The following is a 16,598-nucleotide window of genomic DNA, read 5'->3' as shown; positions in this document are numbered from 1 at the left end:
CATTGACGAAATCATGATTTAAAGGTAATATGCGCGCCTTACGGCATTGTGTAGTTTTTAGCTACACTACATAAAATAAATTTTTAAGGTAGCATGCATATTTTATGCAAAATAAATTGCCATTAACAATTGATCCAATTAAAGCGGCACAAAAAAGGCTTGATTATATTGGATATTATCCAGCTAAAAGTGTAACTAGGGTTGAAAGTCCGCAAAGCGATCTAGAGTGTAGCTTGTCTTTTGAATTTGATGAGCAACGACTTTGCGTTATTACAATTGATGCAAAAATGACGTTAGAACAAGTTTGTCAGCGTTGTTTTAAACCTTTTATCACAGAAGTTTATGTGATGAATAAATTTAGTCCTGTTAAGAGCGATGCTCAAGCAGAGGCACTACCGGAACATTATGAACCCGTTTTAATCAACGAGTTTGGCGAAGTAGATATATTGGCGTTACTTGAGGACGAAATTATTCTTTCGTTGCCAATTGCGCCGGTACATGATAGTAAACACTGCGAAGTGTCAGAGGCTGATATGGTATTTGGTGACATTCCAAATGAGAATGAAAAACCGAATCCATTTGCAATTTTAGTTAGTTTAAAGAATAAGGGGTAAATCCATGGCTGTTCAACAGAATCGTAAAACTCGTGCAAAACGTGGTATGCGTCGTTCTCATGATGCATTAACTGTTGCTAATATCTCAGTTGATGAATCAGGTAAAACACATTTACGTCATCATGTAACCGCAGATGGTTATTATCGTGGTCGTAAAGTGATTTCTAAATAATTATTACCTAATTAGAAATCCTCAGGTGAAATTTTGGATAATCTAACCATTGCGTTAGATGCTATGAGCGGGGACTTCGGTCCTCGTGTTGTTGTTCCTGCTACAATACAAGCGCTAAATTGTTATCCAAACCTTTCTATTTTTCTGGTGGGCGATCCAGCGGAAATTAGTCTTTTTTTGTCAAAAGAAAATGTAAAACTTGTCTCTCAATATCAGCAAAAGGGGCGGTTAATTTTGACCGAATCGACTACCGTGATAGCTAATGATATGAAGCCTGCTTATGCGATTCGCCATAGTCAAGGATCATCAATGAGAATAGCGCTTGAACTGGTTAAAGATAACAAGGCTCAAGCCTGTGTAAGTGCTGGCAATACTGGCGCATTGATGGGATTGTCTAAACTTTTATTGCACTCTTTAACTGGCATTGATCGCCCTGCCTTAGTTGCCACTATTCCTGCATTAAATAATCAAAGTACAGTGGTGTTGGATTTAGGTGCTAATGCTGAATGTGATAGTGATATGCTAGTACAATTTGCCATAATGGGTGAAATATTAGCTAAAACAGTACTAAAAATTGAAACTCCTCGGGTTGCCTTACTTAATATAGGTGAAGAAGACATCAAAGGATTGGATAAAATACGTGCTGCTGCTTCTATTTTAAAATCAAATGATCAGATTAATTATATCGGCTATTTAGAAGGTAATGAGCTTCTAACCGGCAAAACAGATGTATTAGTATGTGATGGTTTTGTTGGCAATGTGACGTTAAAAACAGTCGAAGGCTTAGTTAAAATTTTTATGTCTTCCTTTAAGTTGTCCCTTGGTCATAATTCATTATTAATTAAACTATTAAGTAAATGGTTACAGAGAAAGTTCTCAAAAAATTTTGGTTATTTGGAACCTGGACGATATAATGGTGCTTGTTTGCTTGGACTTCGAAGTATTGTGATCAAAAGTCATGGTAGTGCCAACCAAAAATCATTTTTTGCAGCAATTGAACAAGCTATTTTGGCTATACAAACAAATATACCTGAGAAGATAGCAATGAGCCTTTCTTCCGCACTACCCAAGAGCGAATAATTAGATGTATACAAAGATATTAGGAACTGGAAGTTACCTTCCAAAACAGATAAGAACTAATGCAGATCTTGAAAAAATGGTCGATACTAGTGATGAATGGATCACAACACGTACTGGTATCAAAGAAAGACGGATTGCAGAGCCAAATGAAACGGTAACGAGTATGGCTTATGAAGCTGCTATAAATGCAATTGAAATGGCCAATATCGCTAAAGAAGAAATTGGTATGATTATTGTTGCAACGGCAACTTCGGTCAATGCATTTCCAAGTTCAGCAACAGAATTACAAGCGAAATTAGGTATTAGTGATGTTGTTGCATTCGATGTATCTGCTGCTTGCTCAGGATTTGTTTATGCGCTTGATATTGCCGATAAATATATTAAAAGTGGGGCAATTAAGAATGCCTTAGTTGTTGGTTCAGACATGTTAACTCGTGGTGTTGATCCAAATGACCGAGGGACTATTATCATTTTTGGTGATGGTGCAGGAGCGGTTGTTGTTGGTGCATCAGAAGAGCCGGGTATTATTGCTTCACATCTTCATGCTGATGGTCGTTATGGTGACTTATTAAAATATCCATATGTTGATCGCCGTGATATAAATAATCCAGTTTACATGACCATGCATGGCAATGAAGTGTTTAAAGTGGCTGTTAAAGAGCTTTCAAATTTGGTTGATGAACTTTTAACTGAGAATGCGTTTAACAAAGCTGATTTAGATTGGTTAGTACCACATCAAGCTAATTTAAGAATTATTTCAGCAACTGCAAAACGCCTAGATATGGATATGAGTAAAGTCATTGTCACATTGGATAAGCAGGGTAACACCTCTGCCGCTTCTGTGCCTTGTGCTTTAGATGCTGGCGTGCGAGATGGACGAATTCAACGAGGTCACCTAATTTTATTAGAAGCCTTTGGAGGTGGATTCGTTTGGGGTTCTGCGCTAGTTAGATTTTAGTTTACGATGTATTTTTAATGATCAAGGATTTAAATAATGACCAAATTTGCAATGGTATTTCCAGGACAAGGTTCACAAGCTGTCGGCATGTTAAAAGATCTTGCTGATGATTTCTCGATTGTGAAACCCACATTTGATGAAGCTTCTGAAATGCTTGGTTATGATTTGTGGGATTTAGTACAAAAAGGTCCAACAGAAGAGTTAAATAAAACTTGGCAAACGCAACCTGTGCTACTTGCTTCATCTGTTGCAATATTTAGAGTGTGGCAAAGTGTTAATGGTGCTCAACCTGATTTTATGGCAGGTCATAGTTTGGGTGAATATTCAGCATTAGTTTGCGCTAGTGTGATTGATTTCAAAGATGCAATTAAATTGGTTGAATTACGTGGAAAGCTGATGCAAGAAGCAGTACCAAGTGGTACGGGGGCAATGTATGCCATTATTGGATTGGATAACGCATCCATTAGCAAAGCATGTGAACAAGCAGCACAAGATCAAATTGTTGCTCCTGTAAATTTTAATTCACCGGGTCAAGTTGTTATTGCAGGTAATAAAGAAGCCGTTGAACGTGCTGGCGCATTATGTAAAGAAGCTGGTGCAAAACGTGCATTACCACTTGCTGTCAGTGTGCCATCACACTGCGCATTGATGAAACCAGCCGCTGATAAATTAGCAACGACGTTAAACGAGATAGCATTTAGCACGCCAAAGTTTGCGGTTATTAATAATGTCGATGTTAAAGTTGAAACATCAGCAGAAAAAATCAAAACAGCATTGATTTCTCAGCTTTATAGCCCTGTACGTTGGACAGAAACTGTGGAATACATAGCAAAACAAGATGTAACACTTTTAGTTGAAATGGGGCCAGGTAAGGTGTTAACAGGCTTAACTAAACGTATTGTAGATACACTTTCAGGTCTTGCGGTTAATGATAAATCATCGTTAGAAATGGCATTAGAAAACACAAAGTAAAGGATAAAAAGAGGTAGTTATGAATCTATCAGGAAAAATTGCTTTAGTTACCGGTGCAAGTCGAGGAATTGGTAAAGCAATAGCAGAAAAATTAGTTGCATGTGGTGCAACGGTTATAGGTACAGCCACAACAGAAAAAGGTGCTGAAGCGATTGGCCAATACTTAGGAAAAAATGGAAAAGGCCTTACTTTAAATGTAACAGATGAAACATCAATTGAATCTGTGATTAGTGCAATAAAAGCTGAATTTGGTGATATTGACATTCTAGTCAATAATGCAGGTATTACGCGTGATAATTTATTAATGCGAATGAAAGAAGATGAATGGCAAGATATTTTAGATACTAATTTAACATCCGTTTTTCGTTTATCTAAAGCATTAATGCGTGCAATGATGAAAAAACGCTATGGCAGAATTGTTACTATTGGTTCAGTAGTTGCTACAATGGGGAATGCCGGTCAAGCTAACTATGCGGCTGCGAAAGCAGGATTAATTGGTTTTAGTAAATCATTAGCTCGCGAAGTGGCATCTCGTGGTATTACGGTTAATGTTGTTGCACCTGGTTTTATTGCAACTGATATGACTGATGCATTGACTGAGGAACAAAAAGCGTTAACATTGTCACAAGTTCCCGCAGGGCGTCTAGGTGAGCCAACAGAAATTGCTAATGCGGTTGCCTTTTTGGTTTCTGATGAAGCATCTTACATTACTGGTGAAACTTTACATGTCAATGGTGGCATGTATATGGTGTAATTGGTTAGAATAGTGTAAAATGAGCCAACACTTTGATGTTTTGAATAAGAAATAAGCAATTGGGTTGAAAAATGATTGGCATCTTTTTCAACATTTTATAAACTTACATTCACCGCCACTTTCGGCGATTTTTATAGGAAAAAAAAGAGTATGAGCACTATTGAAGAGCGAGTTAAGAAAATTATTGTTGAGCAACTTGGTGTAAAAGAGGAAGAAGTTAAAAACGAATCTTCTTTCATTGAAGATCTTGGCGCTGACTCTCTTGATACGGTTGAATTAGTTATGGCTTTAGAAGAAGAATTTGATACTGAAATTCCTGATGAAGAAGCTGAAAAAATTACAACTGTTCAATCAGCAATCGATTATATTACTGCAAATCAATAAGGTTAGCAGAGTTTTCATAATAGGCGGTCAAATGATCGCCTAGTTTGTATTTGTGTTTATAATTTTTAAACTAAAGAAAACTTGATATAAATTCTTAGAAAACTCGAAATAAAATTTTCAATGATTCAAATTTCATTTCAATCCTTTCCTGGAGGACAATGTGTCTAAACGCAGAGTTGTTGTTACTGGAATGGGCATGATATCTCCTGTAGGTAATACAGTTGAATCCACTTGGCAGGCTTTATTAGCTGGACAAAGTGGCGTTGAACTCATAGAGCACTTTGATACTGCCCCTTTCGCAACGCGCTTCGCAGCGATGGTTAAAAACTTTAATGGCGAAGATTATAATATTTCACGCAAAGATGCGCGTAAAATGGATTATTTTATCCAATATGGTATCGCTGCGGGTATGCAAGCAATGCAAGATGCTGGCATTGAGATCACGGAAGAAAACGCAAAACGTGTTGGCTGTGCTATAGGTTCAGGTATTGGTGGACTTGGGTTGATTGAAGAAAACCACAGTGCATTAGTCAATGGTGGACCGCGTAAAATCAGTCCTTTTTTTGTACCATCAACAATTGTTAATATGATTGCTGGTCATTTATCCATTATTTATGGATTAAAAGGGCCAAGTATTACTATCGCAACAGCATGTTCTTCTGGGGTGCACAATATTGGTCATGCTGCACGTATGATTGCTTATGGTGATGCAGATGCGATGTTAGCTGGTGGGGGAGAAAAAGCAAGTACTCCACTTGGTATTGGTGGTTTTGGTGCTGCTCGTGCATTATCGACCAATAATGGTGATCCTAAAGGTGCAAGTCGTCCTTGGGATAAAGATCGTGATGGTTTTGTGCTTGGTGATGGTGCTGGTATTATGTTCTTAGAAGAATATGAACACGCCAAAAAGAGAGGAGCTAAAATCTATGCTGAACTGGTTGGATTTGGTATGAGTGGTGATGCTTATCATATGACTTCACCTCCAGCTGATGGCAGTGGTGCGGCTTTAGCAATGCAATGTGCACTGCGTGATGCAAGCATTAACCATGAGCAGGTTGGCTATATCAATGCTCATGGTACATCGACACCAGCTGGTGATAAAGCTGAAACTGAAGCCGTAAAAAGTATTTTTAAAGAAAATGCCAACAAAGTTATGGTTAGTTCAACTAAATCAATGATAGGTCATTTATTGGGTGCTGCTGGAGCGGTTGAATCTATTTTCACTGTACTTGCACTGCGTGATCAAGCTGTGCCACCAACAATTAACCTTGATAATCCTGATGAGGGCTGTGATCTTGATTATGTTCCGCATACAGCACGTCAAGTTAAGAATTTAGAATACGCACTTTGTAATTCTTTTGGTTTTGGTGGAACCAATGGTTCAGTATTATTTAAGAAAATCTAATTTCTTGTTATCCGCCGATAATATCTATTGGCGGAATATCTTTAATAAATGATTTTTCACTTATAAATCTTATAATGAAAAGGACCTTTATCTTTTCTCAGTTTCAAGTAACAATTTAAGAGAATAAGAATATTCCTCTTGCTTGTGTTATAATCTCATAATAACTTTATAGCTTCACTTCTGGTAATTATGGCGGAACCTAAATTTATTCATCTTCATTTGCATAGTGATTTCTCGATGGTTGATGGAATTGCGAAAGTTGGCACATTAGTAAATGAAGTGAGCAAGTTACAGATGCCGGCTTTTGCGATCACAGATTTTACTAATCTTTGTGGATTGGTTAAGTTCTATGGTTCAGCAATGTCAAAAGGTATTAAACCGATCATTGGTGCAGATATTGCTATTAGAAGTTCTCAAATGCCTGATGATATTTATCGTTTAACTCTTTTAGCGGCTAATAATCAAGGATATCAAAATCTTACATTGTTGATTTCTAAAGCTTATCAGCGAGGGTATATCGGTGATTTGCCAGTTGTTGATAATGACTGGCTAATTGAGCACCGAGCCGGATTAATTGTATTAGCAGGGCGAGAAAGTGATATTGGGATCGGTATTGTTCGTAATAATCAAATAATCGTTGATAATGCTATTAATTTTTATCTTGAAAATTTTAGTGAGCATTTTTATTTTGAATTAGTACGCACTAAACGAACCAATGAAGAGCTATTTATTCATCGAGCTGTGAATTTGGCTGAACAATATTTGTTACCCGTTGTTGCAACTAATGATGTTCGATTTTTGAAATCTTCTGATTTTGATGCTCACGAGATTCGTGTCGCTATTCATGATGGTAATACGCTAGAAGATCCTTCCAGACCTAAAAACTATTCGGCAGAGCAATATCTACGCTCAGAACAGGAAATGTGCGAACTATTTTCTGATATTCCTGAAGCACTGGAAAATAGTGTTGAAATAGCTAAACGCTGTAATGTTTCTATCCGATTAGGCGAATATTTTTTACCTAAATTTCCAACCGGTGATATGTCTACTGAAGACTTTTTAGTGCATAAATCACGCGAAGGATTAGAAAAAAGGTTAGCGTTTTTATTTCCTGATCCAGCAATTAGAAAGCAAAGACGACCAGAATATGACGAGCGCTTAGAAACCGAATTAACAGTAATTAACCAAATGGGGTTTCCTGGTTACTTTCTGATTGTTATGGAGTTTATACAATGGTCAAAAGATAATGATATTCCAGTAGGACCAGGGCGAGGATCTGGTGCTGGCTCGCTAGTTGCGTATGCTTTGAAAATTACCGATTTGGATCCACTTGAGTTTGATTTACTTTTTGAACGTTTTTTAAATCCAGAACGTGTTTCAATGCCAGACTTTGATGTTGATTTCTGTATGGAAAAACGCGATCTGGTTATTGATCATGTCGCTGATATGTATGGACGAGATGCGGTTTCTCAAATTATAACCTTTGGTACCATGGCAGCTAAAGCAGTCATCCGAGATGTTGGAAGAGTACTTGGGCATCCTTATGGGTTTGTCGATCGTATTTCAAAATTAATACCTTTAGATCCAGGTATGACACTAGCCAAAGCTTTTGAAATTGAGCCTCAGTTACAAGAGTTATATGATAATAATGAAGAAGTCAAATCATTAATCGACATCGCCCGGCAATTGGAAGGTGTAACCCGAAATGCTGGTAAGCATGCTGGTGGTGTTGTGATCTCACCAACTAAAATTACTGATTTTTCGCCAATTTATTGTGATCCAGAAGGCCATCATCCAGTTACTCAATTTGATAAAAATGATGTGGAATATGCAGGTCTTGTGAAATTTGACTTTCTAGGCTTACGGACATTAACCATTATTGATTGGGCAATCAAAATGATTAATGAACGCCAGCTACGAGAGGGTAAAGGAAAAGTCGATATTACTCGAATTCCTTTAGATGATGAAAAATCTTTCGAATTATTATTAAAAGCTGAAACTACAGCGGTGTTCCAACTCGAATCCCGTGGTATGAAAGATTTAATAAGACGTCTAAAGCCTGACTGTTTTGAGGATATGATAGCTTTAGTCGCATTATTCCGTCCAGGTCCCCTACAATCAGGTATGGTCGACAATTTTATTGACCGAAAACACGGAAGAGAAGAGGTTTCTTACCCTGATATTAAGTATCAACACGACTCATTAAAACCTATTTTAGAACCCACTTATGGTATTATTTTATATCAAGAACAAGTTATGCAAATCGCACAAACTCTTTCAGGTTATACATTGGGCGGTGCTGATTTATTGCGCCGAGCTATGGGTAAGAAAAAACCTGAAGAGATGGCAAAGCAACGTTCTGTTTTTAAAGAAGGCGCTGAAAAACAAGGTATTGATGGTGAGCTGTCGATGCGAATATTTGATTTGGTTGAAAAATTTGCAGGATATGGTTTTAATAAATCTCACTCGGCTGCTTATGCGCTTGTTTCTTATCAAACTTTGTGGCTGAAAACGCACTATCCTGCCGAATTTATGGCTGCGGTTATGACTGCCGATATGGATAATACCGATAAAATTGTTGGTTTAGTTGATGAATGTTTGCGGATGGGGTTAAAAGTCAATCCTCCTGATATCAATAGTGGCCTGTATCACTTTCATGTAAATGATAAAGGTGAGATTGTTTATGGTATCGGGGCTATAAAAGGTGTCGGTGAAGGGCCTATTGAGGCCATTGTTGAAGCACGTAACAGTGGGGGATATTTCAAAAATATTTTCGAACTTTGTGCTCGAACAGATATGAAGAAGATCAATCGCCGAGTACTTGAAAAACTCACTATGGCAGGAGCTTTTGATAAATTAGGACCTCATCGAGCGGCTATATTGCATAGCATTAATGATGCAATGCAAGCGGCAGAGCAATATGCTAAAGCGCAAGATATTGGTCAAGAAGATATGTTTGGTGTTTTGGCGGAAGAGCCTGAACAAGTTGAGCATGCTTATGCTGCCGTTCCTGAATTACCCGATCAAGTTTTGCTTGATGGTGAACGTGAAGCGTTAGGACTTTATTTAACGGGGCATCCAGTAACACAATATTTAAAAGAATTAAATCGTTATACTGGCGGACTGAGAATTAGTGAGGCCTCTCCAACAGGTTGGGGTAAGACGGTTACTTTTGCTGGTATTGTTACTGATGCTCGGGTTCGCATTACTAAAAAAGGTAAAAAAATCGGTTTGTTCACCTTGGACGATCGTTCTGGGCGTATTGACGGTATGCTTTTTGCGGAGTCTTTAGATAATTTCGGACATTTACTTGTAAAAGATAAGATCTTAATTGTTACAGGTCAAGTCAGTAATGACGATTTTAATGGTGGTTTTAAAATATCAGTACGCGATATTGCTGATCTAAAAGATGCGCGAGCTAAATATGTAAAAGGATTGTCGATTACCTTAACTGAAAGCGAAACAAATCAAGCAATATTGCAGCGGTTACAACAATTGTTTGAACCTTATCGGCATGGCAGTGTGCCAGTTAACTTATATTATCATCGAGATGATTTAGTTGTTAGGATTCAATTTGGCACGACATGGAGGATAATTCCTGAAGATGCTTTGATAGTTGAGTTAAAGACATTACTTGGTATTGACCGTATTGAATTTGATTTTGAATAATTTAAATAAACTTATGAATAGCAGTTTGATTATTAACATTGGTGAATAAAAAAGCTGCTTCTATTAAGTTTATGTAGCTAAATTTTGGAAAAGTTGAAGCCTATTAATATAAATATAGGTGACTTCAATGAGTATTACATAGTAGAATTGGTTTAATTTTATCTTCAGAATTAGTCAGTATATTATTGAATAGTGTATTTTTAAAGTACCGAATGAATTAAGAGGCAATTACAAACGTTATGAACAATTTTTTGGAATTTGAAAAGCCGATCGCGGAATTAGAAGCAAAAATTAATTCCTTAAGGAATATTGATTCACAACAAGTTGAATTAGATATTAATTTAGATAAAGAGATTAAGCAATTACATAAAAAAAGCCGTGAATTAACAAAAAAAATATTTGCTAATTTAACCCCTTGGGAAATTGCACAACTAGCTAGACATCCAAATCGTCCTTATACATTGGATTATATAAAAGAAATTTTTACTGATTTTGATGAATTAGCTGGTGATAGGGCTTATGCTGATGATAAAGCAATTATTGGTGGCATTGCACGTATTGATGGGCGGACAGTGGTAGTTATTGGACATCAAAAAGGTCGTGAAACTAAACAGAAGATTTATCGAAACTTTGGTATGCCAGCCCCAGAGGGTTATCGTAAAGCTTTACGATTAATGCAATTAGCCGAACGTTTTAAATTACCAATTATCACTTTTATTGATACTCCTGGGGCGTATCCTGGTATTGGTGCTGAAGAACGGGGGCAAGCAGAAGCTATTGCACGTAATTTAAGAGAAATGTCACGCCTTAAAGTGCCCACCATTTGTACAGTCATTGGTGAAGGTGGATCTGGGGGAGCACTAGCGATTGGCGTAGCAGATAAAGTAAACATGCTTCAATATAGTACTTATTCTGTTATCTCACCAGAAGGCTGTGCTTCTATTTTATGGAAAAGTGCTGATAAAGCACCAGTTGCAGCTGAAGCCATGAATATGACAGCAGATAATTTATTAAAATTAAATTTGATTGATTCAATCGTGCCCGAGCCACTTGGTGGGGCTCACCGAGATTATACCGCTATATCTGTTTCACTCAAAAGCCAGCTACTTAGTGATCTTGATGAACTTGAAAGTATGGATTTATCTGTATTACTGGAAAGAAGATTTCAACGTTTGATGAACTATGGTTATGTAAGGTAGTCTAAATCAGGAACATTATAATGAAAAAATCGACAGGATTACTTCGTATCTTTAATGCGACAAAATACTCTTTAAAAGGTTTAAAATCAGCGATCAAACATGAAGCTGCATTTCGTCAAGAGCTAATTTTATTGGGTTTGGCTTATATCATTGTAATGCTGGTTGATTTTTCTATTTATGAACGCATCTTATTACTTGGATCGATCGGTGTTGTGATGATTACCGAGTTAATTAATAGTGCAATTGAGAGTGTTGTTGATCGTATCGGTCATGAAAGACATGAGCTATCTGGCCGAGCGAAGGATTATGGTTCAGCAGCTGTATTTTTATCGTTATTATTGACGGTAATCTTATGGATTTATCTATTTTCTTGTCACTTTTTTCCGTGATTTTTTATTGAAACGTATACTTTTCTGAAAGTTTTTGACAATAGATAACTAATAAAAAACTATTCAGAAACGAGTTTTTTAATAACAAAATTTCCAGTTTTTTCACTATCTAATGTTGTTTTTAGCCATGGCATAACTATATTCATTTGTTCATGTAATTTCCATGGCGGGTTAATTACTATCATTCCTGATGCAGTCATGCCTTTTTGATTATTATCTGGTTTTATTGCTAGTTCAAACTGTGAAATTCGCTTGATACCTAAGTTAACAATACCATCAATCATTTTTTGAGTTTGTGTACGAGATACCACAGGATACCAAATTAAGTAGATACCTGTAGCAAATCGTTTGTATGCTTCAAATAATGCTGCAGGAATTTTTTGATAATCATCCTTAATTTCATAGGAGGGATCAATTAATATAATTCCACGACGTGATTGCGGGGGTAACTTCGATTTTAATTGAGAAAAGCCATCTTCACGTAATACTCTTGTTCGTTTATCTTTATTAAATTCTTGCTTTAATAAAGGATAATCGGTTGGATGTAATTCAGTGAGATTGAGCTTGTCTTGTTCACGTAATAATTGCTTAGCAATTAATGGTGAGCCAGGATAATATTTTAATTCATCAAAAGGATTATAACGTCTTAGTATTGATATATAGGTCTTGAGCAATCCTGGAATATTAGATTGTTGCCATAGTAAATTAATTCCTGATAAATATTCACCGGTTTTTTCAGCATGCTCACTTTTTAGTAGGTATCGCCCCGCCCCAGAGTGTGTATCTAAATATAAAAAAGGTTTTTCTTTTTCTTTTAATGATTCAATACAGAATGTTAAAACAATATGTTTTAATACATCCGCATGATTACCAGCATGATAACTATGACGATAGCTTAACATTATAAATTCTCCTTTTTTTGTTCATTTTTTTGCATATAAAAGGTTGTTAAAGCTAAACAAAGAAGGCAGGGGATCTCCATTAATTCTTCTATTAAATCTTTTCGATCCCTTGTTATAACTAATAATTCATGGCCAATACGGCGGTGCTCTGCAATATCAGCTATACCCAAGAATAAAAAAGCTAAAAATATATGCCAAACTGGAATTTTTTCAAATTTGTAGCGACGAACAATTTCTCGGCGGATTGTGGGTAAAAATATACTTAGTATTGGAATTGCTATTAAAATACTAGCAATAATTTTATAATAAAAACGTGGCACTTCAGGAAAAAAATCACGTCCCCAACTAATTCCCCGACCAAAAAGCATAAACCACCAAAATATTGTCCAAATCCAAAATTTGTATAATTCCGAATGTTTAGCCACACGTTTCGCATAGTAGTAGGTATAACAACACATAAATAATAAAAAAAGTGATTGAAAATGTTCAATAAGAGTAACGGTAAGTCCATTGTATAAAGGTATAAAAAAATTACCTATAATGTAAAGAATAATACCAAGAATAATAATCGATAAGGAACTTTTGTAAAAATGAAAATCTAATTTAAACATACAATATCTTAATATTTATTAGCGCTTTTAAGTTTGAGTATAGTACCGCATTTACGACATAAATAACTAGCTTTATCGTTTTTAATTTTATTGTGTCTTATTGAGGTTAAATGATGTTGTTGACAACTACAGTAGTATAAATAAGTATTGCGTTGTATCGTAAAATGATGGGTGGTAGTTGGGATTTTGCCTAATATTTCTGACATAATATATTGCCATTGTTTACCGTGTGGTTTTACTTTACCAAACTCTTTAAAAACAATGAGATGTGCTAATTCATGGGGCACAACCTCTTCAATAAAATGTTTACCATTTTCTAGCAACATCATTGAATTAAGTTGAATTTCCCAACGTGTTAAAAAGGCACTACCTGCAATGCTACCTTTAGGCTTATAGACAATTTTAGGTTCTTTATATTGAGTATGTAGAAGTTGATTGGCTTGTATTAAGTGAGTTCTTAAACAAGCCATTACCTGATTATGTAAATAAATTGGGATGCGTTTATAGTCCTGCTGCATCGCGAAGTAGTGCTGCTTTATCGGTTTTTTCCCAAGGGAAGATATCTCGCCCAAAATGACCATAACTTGCAGTTTGTTGGTAAATTGGCTGAATAAGATCAAGCATCTGAATCAATCCATAAGGTCTTAAGTCAAAAAATTCTTTGATAAGTGAAACAATTTTATGGTGATCGATTTTCTCTGTGCCAAAAGTATTAACATAAATTGATGTAGGATTGGCAATACCAATTGCGTAAGATATCTGTAATTCACATCTCTCAGCAAGTCCAGCCGCAACAATATTTTTGGCAACATAGCGTGCAGCATAAGCTGCTGAACGGTCAACTTTTGACGGATCTTTTCCTGAAAAAGCACCACCTCCATGACGTGCGGCTCCGCCATAAGTATCTACAATAATTTTGCGGCCAGTTAACCCACAATCTCCCATTGGACCACCAATAACGAAGCGTCCAGTTGGATTAATAAAGTATTTTGTCCTTGAAGTTAACCATTCGGTTGGTAATGTAGGTTTAATGATTTCTTCCATAACAGCTTCATGTAATGCTTTTTGTTCAATGGCTTCTGAATGCTGTGTAGATAAAACTATAGTATCAACCCCTTTTATTTGACCGTTTTGGTAAATTAATGTAACTTGGCTTTTTGCATCAGGCCTTAACCAAGGGAGTGTGCCATTTTTTCTGACTTCTGCTTGGCGGCGCATTAAGTCATGAGCATAGCTTATAGCAGCAGGCATTAAATTTGGCATTTCATTGGTCGCATAACCAAACATAATGCCTTGGTCACCAGCTCCTTGTTCTAGCGGATCTTTTCGATCGACACCTTGATTGATGTCAGGAGATTGCTTGCCAATAGCATTAAGCACCGCACATGAATTAGCATCAAATCCCATCTCAGAACTGGTATAACCAATATCATTAATAGTTTTTCGAGTTAATTCCTCAATATCTACCCAAGCTGAAGTCGTGATTTCACCACCAACTAAAGCCATACCCGTTTTTACATATGTTTCACAAGCAACACGCGCTTTTGGGTCTTGCTCTAATATTGCATCAAGTACTGCATCAGATATTTGATCGGCAATTTTATCTGGATGACCTTCTGAAACAGATTCTGAAGTAAATAAAAATTCTGACATGGAATACTTTCCTAACTTAATTTTGCATAATGATTGAAATATAAAATTCAACTTTAATGTATTTATTTTAGCAGTTTTACCATCTAGACGTCTAGCTTATAATTTATCGAACAGAATGCAACATTGTGGTTTGGCTAAAATTACTTGCTTTAATTTTTAATCAATTTACGATATTGCGCGTTTCTAATTTATTATTTAATAATCTATAGCTAAAAATGAGCATCACAAAACAATTTCCTTCAGTGTTAGTATTTGATTCAGGTATCGGTGGTTTATCTGTTTATAATAAAATCTATAATAAAATACCTAATGTACACTATATTTATGCATTTGATAATGAAATGTTTCCTTATGGAGATAAATCGTCAGAATTGTTAATTAATAGGGTCAATTCGGTCATTGAAGTTGTTACTCAATTTTACTCAATTGATTTAGCGGTCATTGCCTGTAATACTGCAAGCACTATCTGTTTGCCTAGTTTGCGTTCTAAATTTTCTTTTCCTATCATTGGTGTTGTACCTGCGATTAAACCAGCTAGTTTGCTTACAAAAAATAAATGTATAGGGTTATTAGCAACCAAAGCTACAATTGAAAGAACGTATATAACAGATTTAATCCGGCAATTTGCAACGCATTGTACTGTTCAGTTGTTAGGGCTTTCAGAATTAGCACTTATAGCCGAAAATAAATTACAAGGTAGTACTGTAGATATGCAACAACTAAAAAAATTAATGCAACCTTGGCTTGAATTACAGACAATTCCCGATACAATAGTACTTGGTTGTACTCATTATCCTTTTATTAAAAAAGAATTACAGATGATTTTTCCTCAAGCTACCTTTATAGATTCAGGCAATGCGATTGCAACAAGGGTTTATAATTTGTTAAATGATAAATACGTTCTGAATCAAAAACCTTTATCTGCATCTGAAAATATTGTACTGAGTACCAACTATAATCAGTCTGTAGAAAAATTGATTAAAAAATTATCTGATTATAATCTTAATAAATATCATGCAATTAAAGTTTGTGATGTTTGAATATTACGCTAACGAATAAATATTTAATCTTTTTTGCTTGCTAAAAAAAAAGAAGCCCCTATAATGCGCATCCACTGACACGCAGTCAGCGACAAGCAGGCGGTGAGTGAGTTAAAAATAAGATCGAAAATTTGAAAAAAAGATCTTGACGAATGAAAAAGTGTAGCGTAGTATACGCAGCCCTTGAGACAGCAAACTAAATCAACAAAAAGTTGTTTGGGAATAGAAGCTGTCAGCTCTTTAAAAAGAAGAAACAGACAATCTGTGTGGGCACTTGCGAGACGAAGAATGAAAAGTCTACGGACTTAAAAATTAAGTCTTGATAAGTGACACTGAAGATTCATTTGAATATGTCAGAGACAGTTATTGAGCATCAAACTTTAAATTGAAGAGTTTGATCATGGCTCAGATTGAACGCTGGCGGCAGGCTTAACACATGCAAGTCGAACGGTAACATGAGTGCTTGCACTTGATGACGAGTGGCGGACGGGTGAGTAAAGTATGGGGATCTGCCGAATGGAAGGGGACAACAGTTGGAAACGACTGCTAATACCGTATAAAGTTGAGAGACCAAAGCATGGGACTTTCGGGCCATGCGCCATTTGATGAACCCATATGGGATTAGCTAGTAGGTGAGGTAATGGCTCACCTAGGCGACGATCTCTAGCTGGTCTGAGAGGATGACCAGCCACACTGGAACTGAGACACGGTCCAGACTCCTACGGGAGGCAGCAGTGGGGAATATTGCACAATGGGGGGAACCCTGATGCAGCCATGCCGCGTGTATGAAGAAGGC

General features: G+C 36.4%; 16 protein-coding genes and 1 rRNA gene. 13 read left to right on the top strand and 4 right to left on the bottom strand.

What is annotated here, in order from left to right; translation table 11 throughout:
* The first annotated feature begins 104 nt into the window (after positions 1 to 104).
* From yceD to A9G24_RS10400, 11 genes are all read left to right on the top strand, one after another.
* On the top strand, positions 105 to 614 hold the full coding sequence (gene yceD, locus A9G24_RS10450) for a 23S rRNA accumulation protein YceD (protein ID WP_065638960.1): 510 nt from the start codon (positions 105 to 107) through the stop codon (positions 612 to 614).
* Positions 615 to 618: 4 nt separating this feature from the next.
* Positions 619 to 786, top strand: coding sequence for a 50S ribosomal protein L32 (gene rpmF, locus A9G24_RS10445; RefSeq protein ID WP_025316508.1), 168 nt, complete (start codon positions 619 to 621; stop codon positions 784 to 786).
* A gap of 33 nt (positions 787 to 819) precedes the next feature.
* Positions 820 to 1,866, top strand: coding sequence for a phosphate acyltransferase PlsX (gene plsX / locus A9G24_RS10440; RefSeq protein ID WP_081303170.1), 1,047 nt, complete (start codon positions 820 to 822; stop codon positions 1,864 to 1,866).
* 4 nt (positions 1,867 to 1,870) lie between these two features.
* Complete coding sequence (locus A9G24_RS10435) at positions 1,871 to 2,824, top strand: beta-ketoacyl-ACP synthase III (RefSeq protein ID WP_065638959.1); 954 nt, start codon at positions 1,871 to 1,873, stop codon at positions 2,822 to 2,824.
* Positions 2,825 to 2,860: 36 nt separating this feature from the next.
* Positions 2,861 to 3,796, top strand: a complete 936-nt coding sequence (fabD, locus tag A9G24_RS10430; protein ID WP_065638958.1) for an ACP S-malonyltransferase — start codon at positions 2,861 to 2,863, stop codon at positions 3,794 to 3,796.
* 19 nt (positions 3,797 to 3,815) lie between these two features.
* Entirely contained in the window at positions 3,816 to 4,550 is a 735-nt protein-coding gene (gene fabG / locus A9G24_RS10425; protein ID WP_065638957.1) for a 3-oxoacyl-ACP reductase FabG, read from the top strand.
* A 150-nt stretch (positions 4,551 to 4,700) separates the two neighbouring features.
* The gene (gene acpP / locus A9G24_RS10420) at positions 4,701 to 4,934 is read left to right on the top strand and encodes an acyl carrier protein (protein ID WP_034910452.1); all 234 of its coding nucleotides are present in this window, start codon (positions 4,701 to 4,703) and stop codon (positions 4,932 to 4,934) included.
* A gap of 160 nt (positions 4,935 to 5,094) precedes the next feature.
* Positions 5,095 to 6,339 (top strand): beta-ketoacyl-ACP synthase II, encoded by a 1,245-nt coding sequence (fabF, locus tag A9G24_RS10415; protein WP_065638956.1) that lies wholly within the window; start codon positions 5,095 to 5,097, stop codon positions 6,337 to 6,339.
* Positions 6,340 to 6,528: 189 nt separating this feature from the next.
* Complete coding sequence (gene dnaE / locus A9G24_RS10410; RefSeq protein ID WP_065638955.1) at positions 6,529 to 10,008, top strand: DNA polymerase III subunit alpha; 3,480 nt, start codon at positions 6,529 to 6,531, stop codon at positions 10,006 to 10,008.
* A gap of 239 nt (positions 10,009 to 10,247) precedes the next feature.
* Entirely contained in the window at positions 10,248 to 11,207 is a 960-nt protein-coding gene (gene accA / locus A9G24_RS10405) for an acetyl-CoA carboxylase carboxyl transferase subunit alpha (protein ID WP_065638954.1), read from the top strand.
* A 20-nt stretch (positions 11,208 to 11,227) separates the two neighbouring features.
* Positions 11,228 to 11,596 (top strand): diacylglycerol kinase, encoded by a 369-nt coding sequence (locus A9G24_RS10400; RefSeq protein ID WP_065638953.1) that lies wholly within the window; start codon positions 11,228 to 11,230, stop codon positions 11,594 to 11,596.
* Between the two features lie 59 nt (positions 11,597 to 11,655).
* Here the strand turns inward: A9G24_RS10400 and A9G24_RS10395 are convergent, their stop codons facing one another.
* Genes A9G24_RS10395 through metK form a run of 4 tightly spaced genes read right to left on the bottom strand, consistent with a single transcriptional unit; the run spans position 11,656 to position 14,762 of the window.
* Complete coding sequence (locus A9G24_RS10395) at positions 11,656 to 12,498, bottom strand: 23S rRNA (adenine(2030)-N(6))-methyltransferase RlmJ (RefSeq protein WP_065638952.1); 843 nt, start codon at positions 12,496 to 12,498, stop codon at positions 11,656 to 11,658.
* Positions 12,498 to 13,109 carry a hypothetical protein gene (locus A9G24_RS10390; RefSeq protein ID WP_065638951.1) on the bottom strand — a complete coding sequence of 204 codons (612 nt, stop codon included), beginning with the start codon at positions 13,107 to 13,109 and terminating at the stop codon, positions 12,498 to 12,500. The genes A9G24_RS10395 and A9G24_RS10390 overlap by 1 nt, the downstream gene beginning before the upstream one ends.
* An 8-nt stretch (positions 13,110 to 13,117) precedes the next feature.
* On the bottom strand, positions 13,118 to 13,627 hold the full coding sequence (locus A9G24_RS10385; RefSeq protein ID WP_065638950.1) for a SprT family zinc-dependent metalloprotease: 510 nt from the start codon (positions 13,625 to 13,627) through the stop codon (positions 13,118 to 13,120).
* Positions 13,611 to 14,762 carry a methionine adenosyltransferase gene (gene metK, locus A9G24_RS10380; protein WP_065638949.1) on the bottom strand — a complete coding sequence of 384 codons (1,152 nt, stop codon included), beginning with the start codon at positions 14,760 to 14,762 and terminating at the stop codon, positions 13,611 to 13,613. Before metK ends, A9G24_RS10385 begins: the two co-directional genes overlap by 17 nt.
* A gap of 215 nt (positions 14,763 to 14,977) precedes the next feature.
* Between metK and murI the strand changes: the two genes are divergently transcribed.
* Together murI and A9G24_RS10370 are read left to right on the top strand one after the other, a co-directional pair.
* Positions 14,978 to 15,802, top strand: a complete 825-nt coding sequence (murI, locus tag A9G24_RS10375; protein WP_065638948.1) for a glutamate racemase — start codon at positions 14,978 to 14,980, stop codon at positions 15,800 to 15,802.
* Between the two features lie 382 nt (positions 15,803 to 16,184).
* Positions 16,185 to 16,598 (top strand): 16S ribosomal RNA (locus A9G24_RS10370); the annotation flags it as partial.

Origin of the sequence: Gilliamella sp. App6-5 (assembly GCF_001690525.1) — a bacterium.
Taxonomy (GTDB): Bacteria; Pseudomonadota; Gammaproteobacteria; order Enterobacterales; family Orbaceae; genus Gilliamella; species Gilliamella apicola_H.
Note: the sequence above shows the minus strand (reverse complement) of the source record. Positions and strands in the feature narration are given on the sequence as shown.

Coding starts and splice junctions, on each gene's coding strand:
- murI (WP_065638948.1), top strand. CDS start 14,978: ATGAGCATCACAAAACAATTTCCTTCAGTGTTAGTATTTGATTCAGGT.
- A9G24_RS10400 (WP_065638953.1), top strand. CDS start 11,228: ATGAAAAAATCGACAGGATTACTTCGTATCTTTAATGCGACAAAATAC.
- dnaE (WP_065638955.1), top strand. CDS start 6,529: ATGGCGGAACCTAAATTTATTCATCTTCATTTGCATAGTGATTTCTCG.
- rpmF (WP_025316508.1), top strand. CDS start 619: ATGGCTGTTCAACAGAATCGTAAAACTCGTGCAAAACGTGGTATGCGT.
- fabG (WP_065638957.1), top strand. CDS start 3,816: ATGAATCTATCAGGAAAAATTGCTTTAGTTACCGGTGCAAGTCGAGGA.
- yceD (WP_065638960.1), top strand. CDS start 105: ATGCAAAATAAATTGCCATTAACAATTGATCCAATTAAAGCGGCACAA.
- fabD (WP_065638958.1), top strand. CDS start 2,861: ATGACCAAATTTGCAATGGTATTTCCAGGACAAGGTTCACAAGCTGTC.
- A9G24_RS10390 (WP_065638951.1), bottom strand. CDS start 13,109: ATGTTTAAATTAGATTTTCATTTTTACAAAAGTTCCTTATCGATTATT.
- A9G24_RS10395 (WP_065638952.1), bottom strand. CDS start 12,498: ATGTTAAGCTATCGTCATAGTTATCATGCTGGTAATCATGCGGATGTA.
- accA (WP_065638954.1), top strand. CDS start 10,248: ATGAACAATTTTTTGGAATTTGAAAAGCCGATCGCGGAATTAGAAGCA.
- acpP (WP_034910452.1), top strand. CDS start 4,701: ATGAGCACTATTGAAGAGCGAGTTAAGAAAATTATTGTTGAGCAACTT.
- A9G24_RS10385 (WP_065638950.1), bottom strand. CDS start 13,627: ATGCAGCAGGACTATAAACGCATCCCAATTTATTTACATAATCAGGTA.
- A9G24_RS10435 (WP_065638959.1), top strand. CDS start 1,871: ATGTATACAAAGATATTAGGAACTGGAAGTTACCTTCCAAAACAGATA.
- metK (WP_065638949.1), bottom strand. CDS start 14,762: ATGTCAGAATTTTTATTTACTTCAGAATCTGTTTCAGAAGGTCATCCA.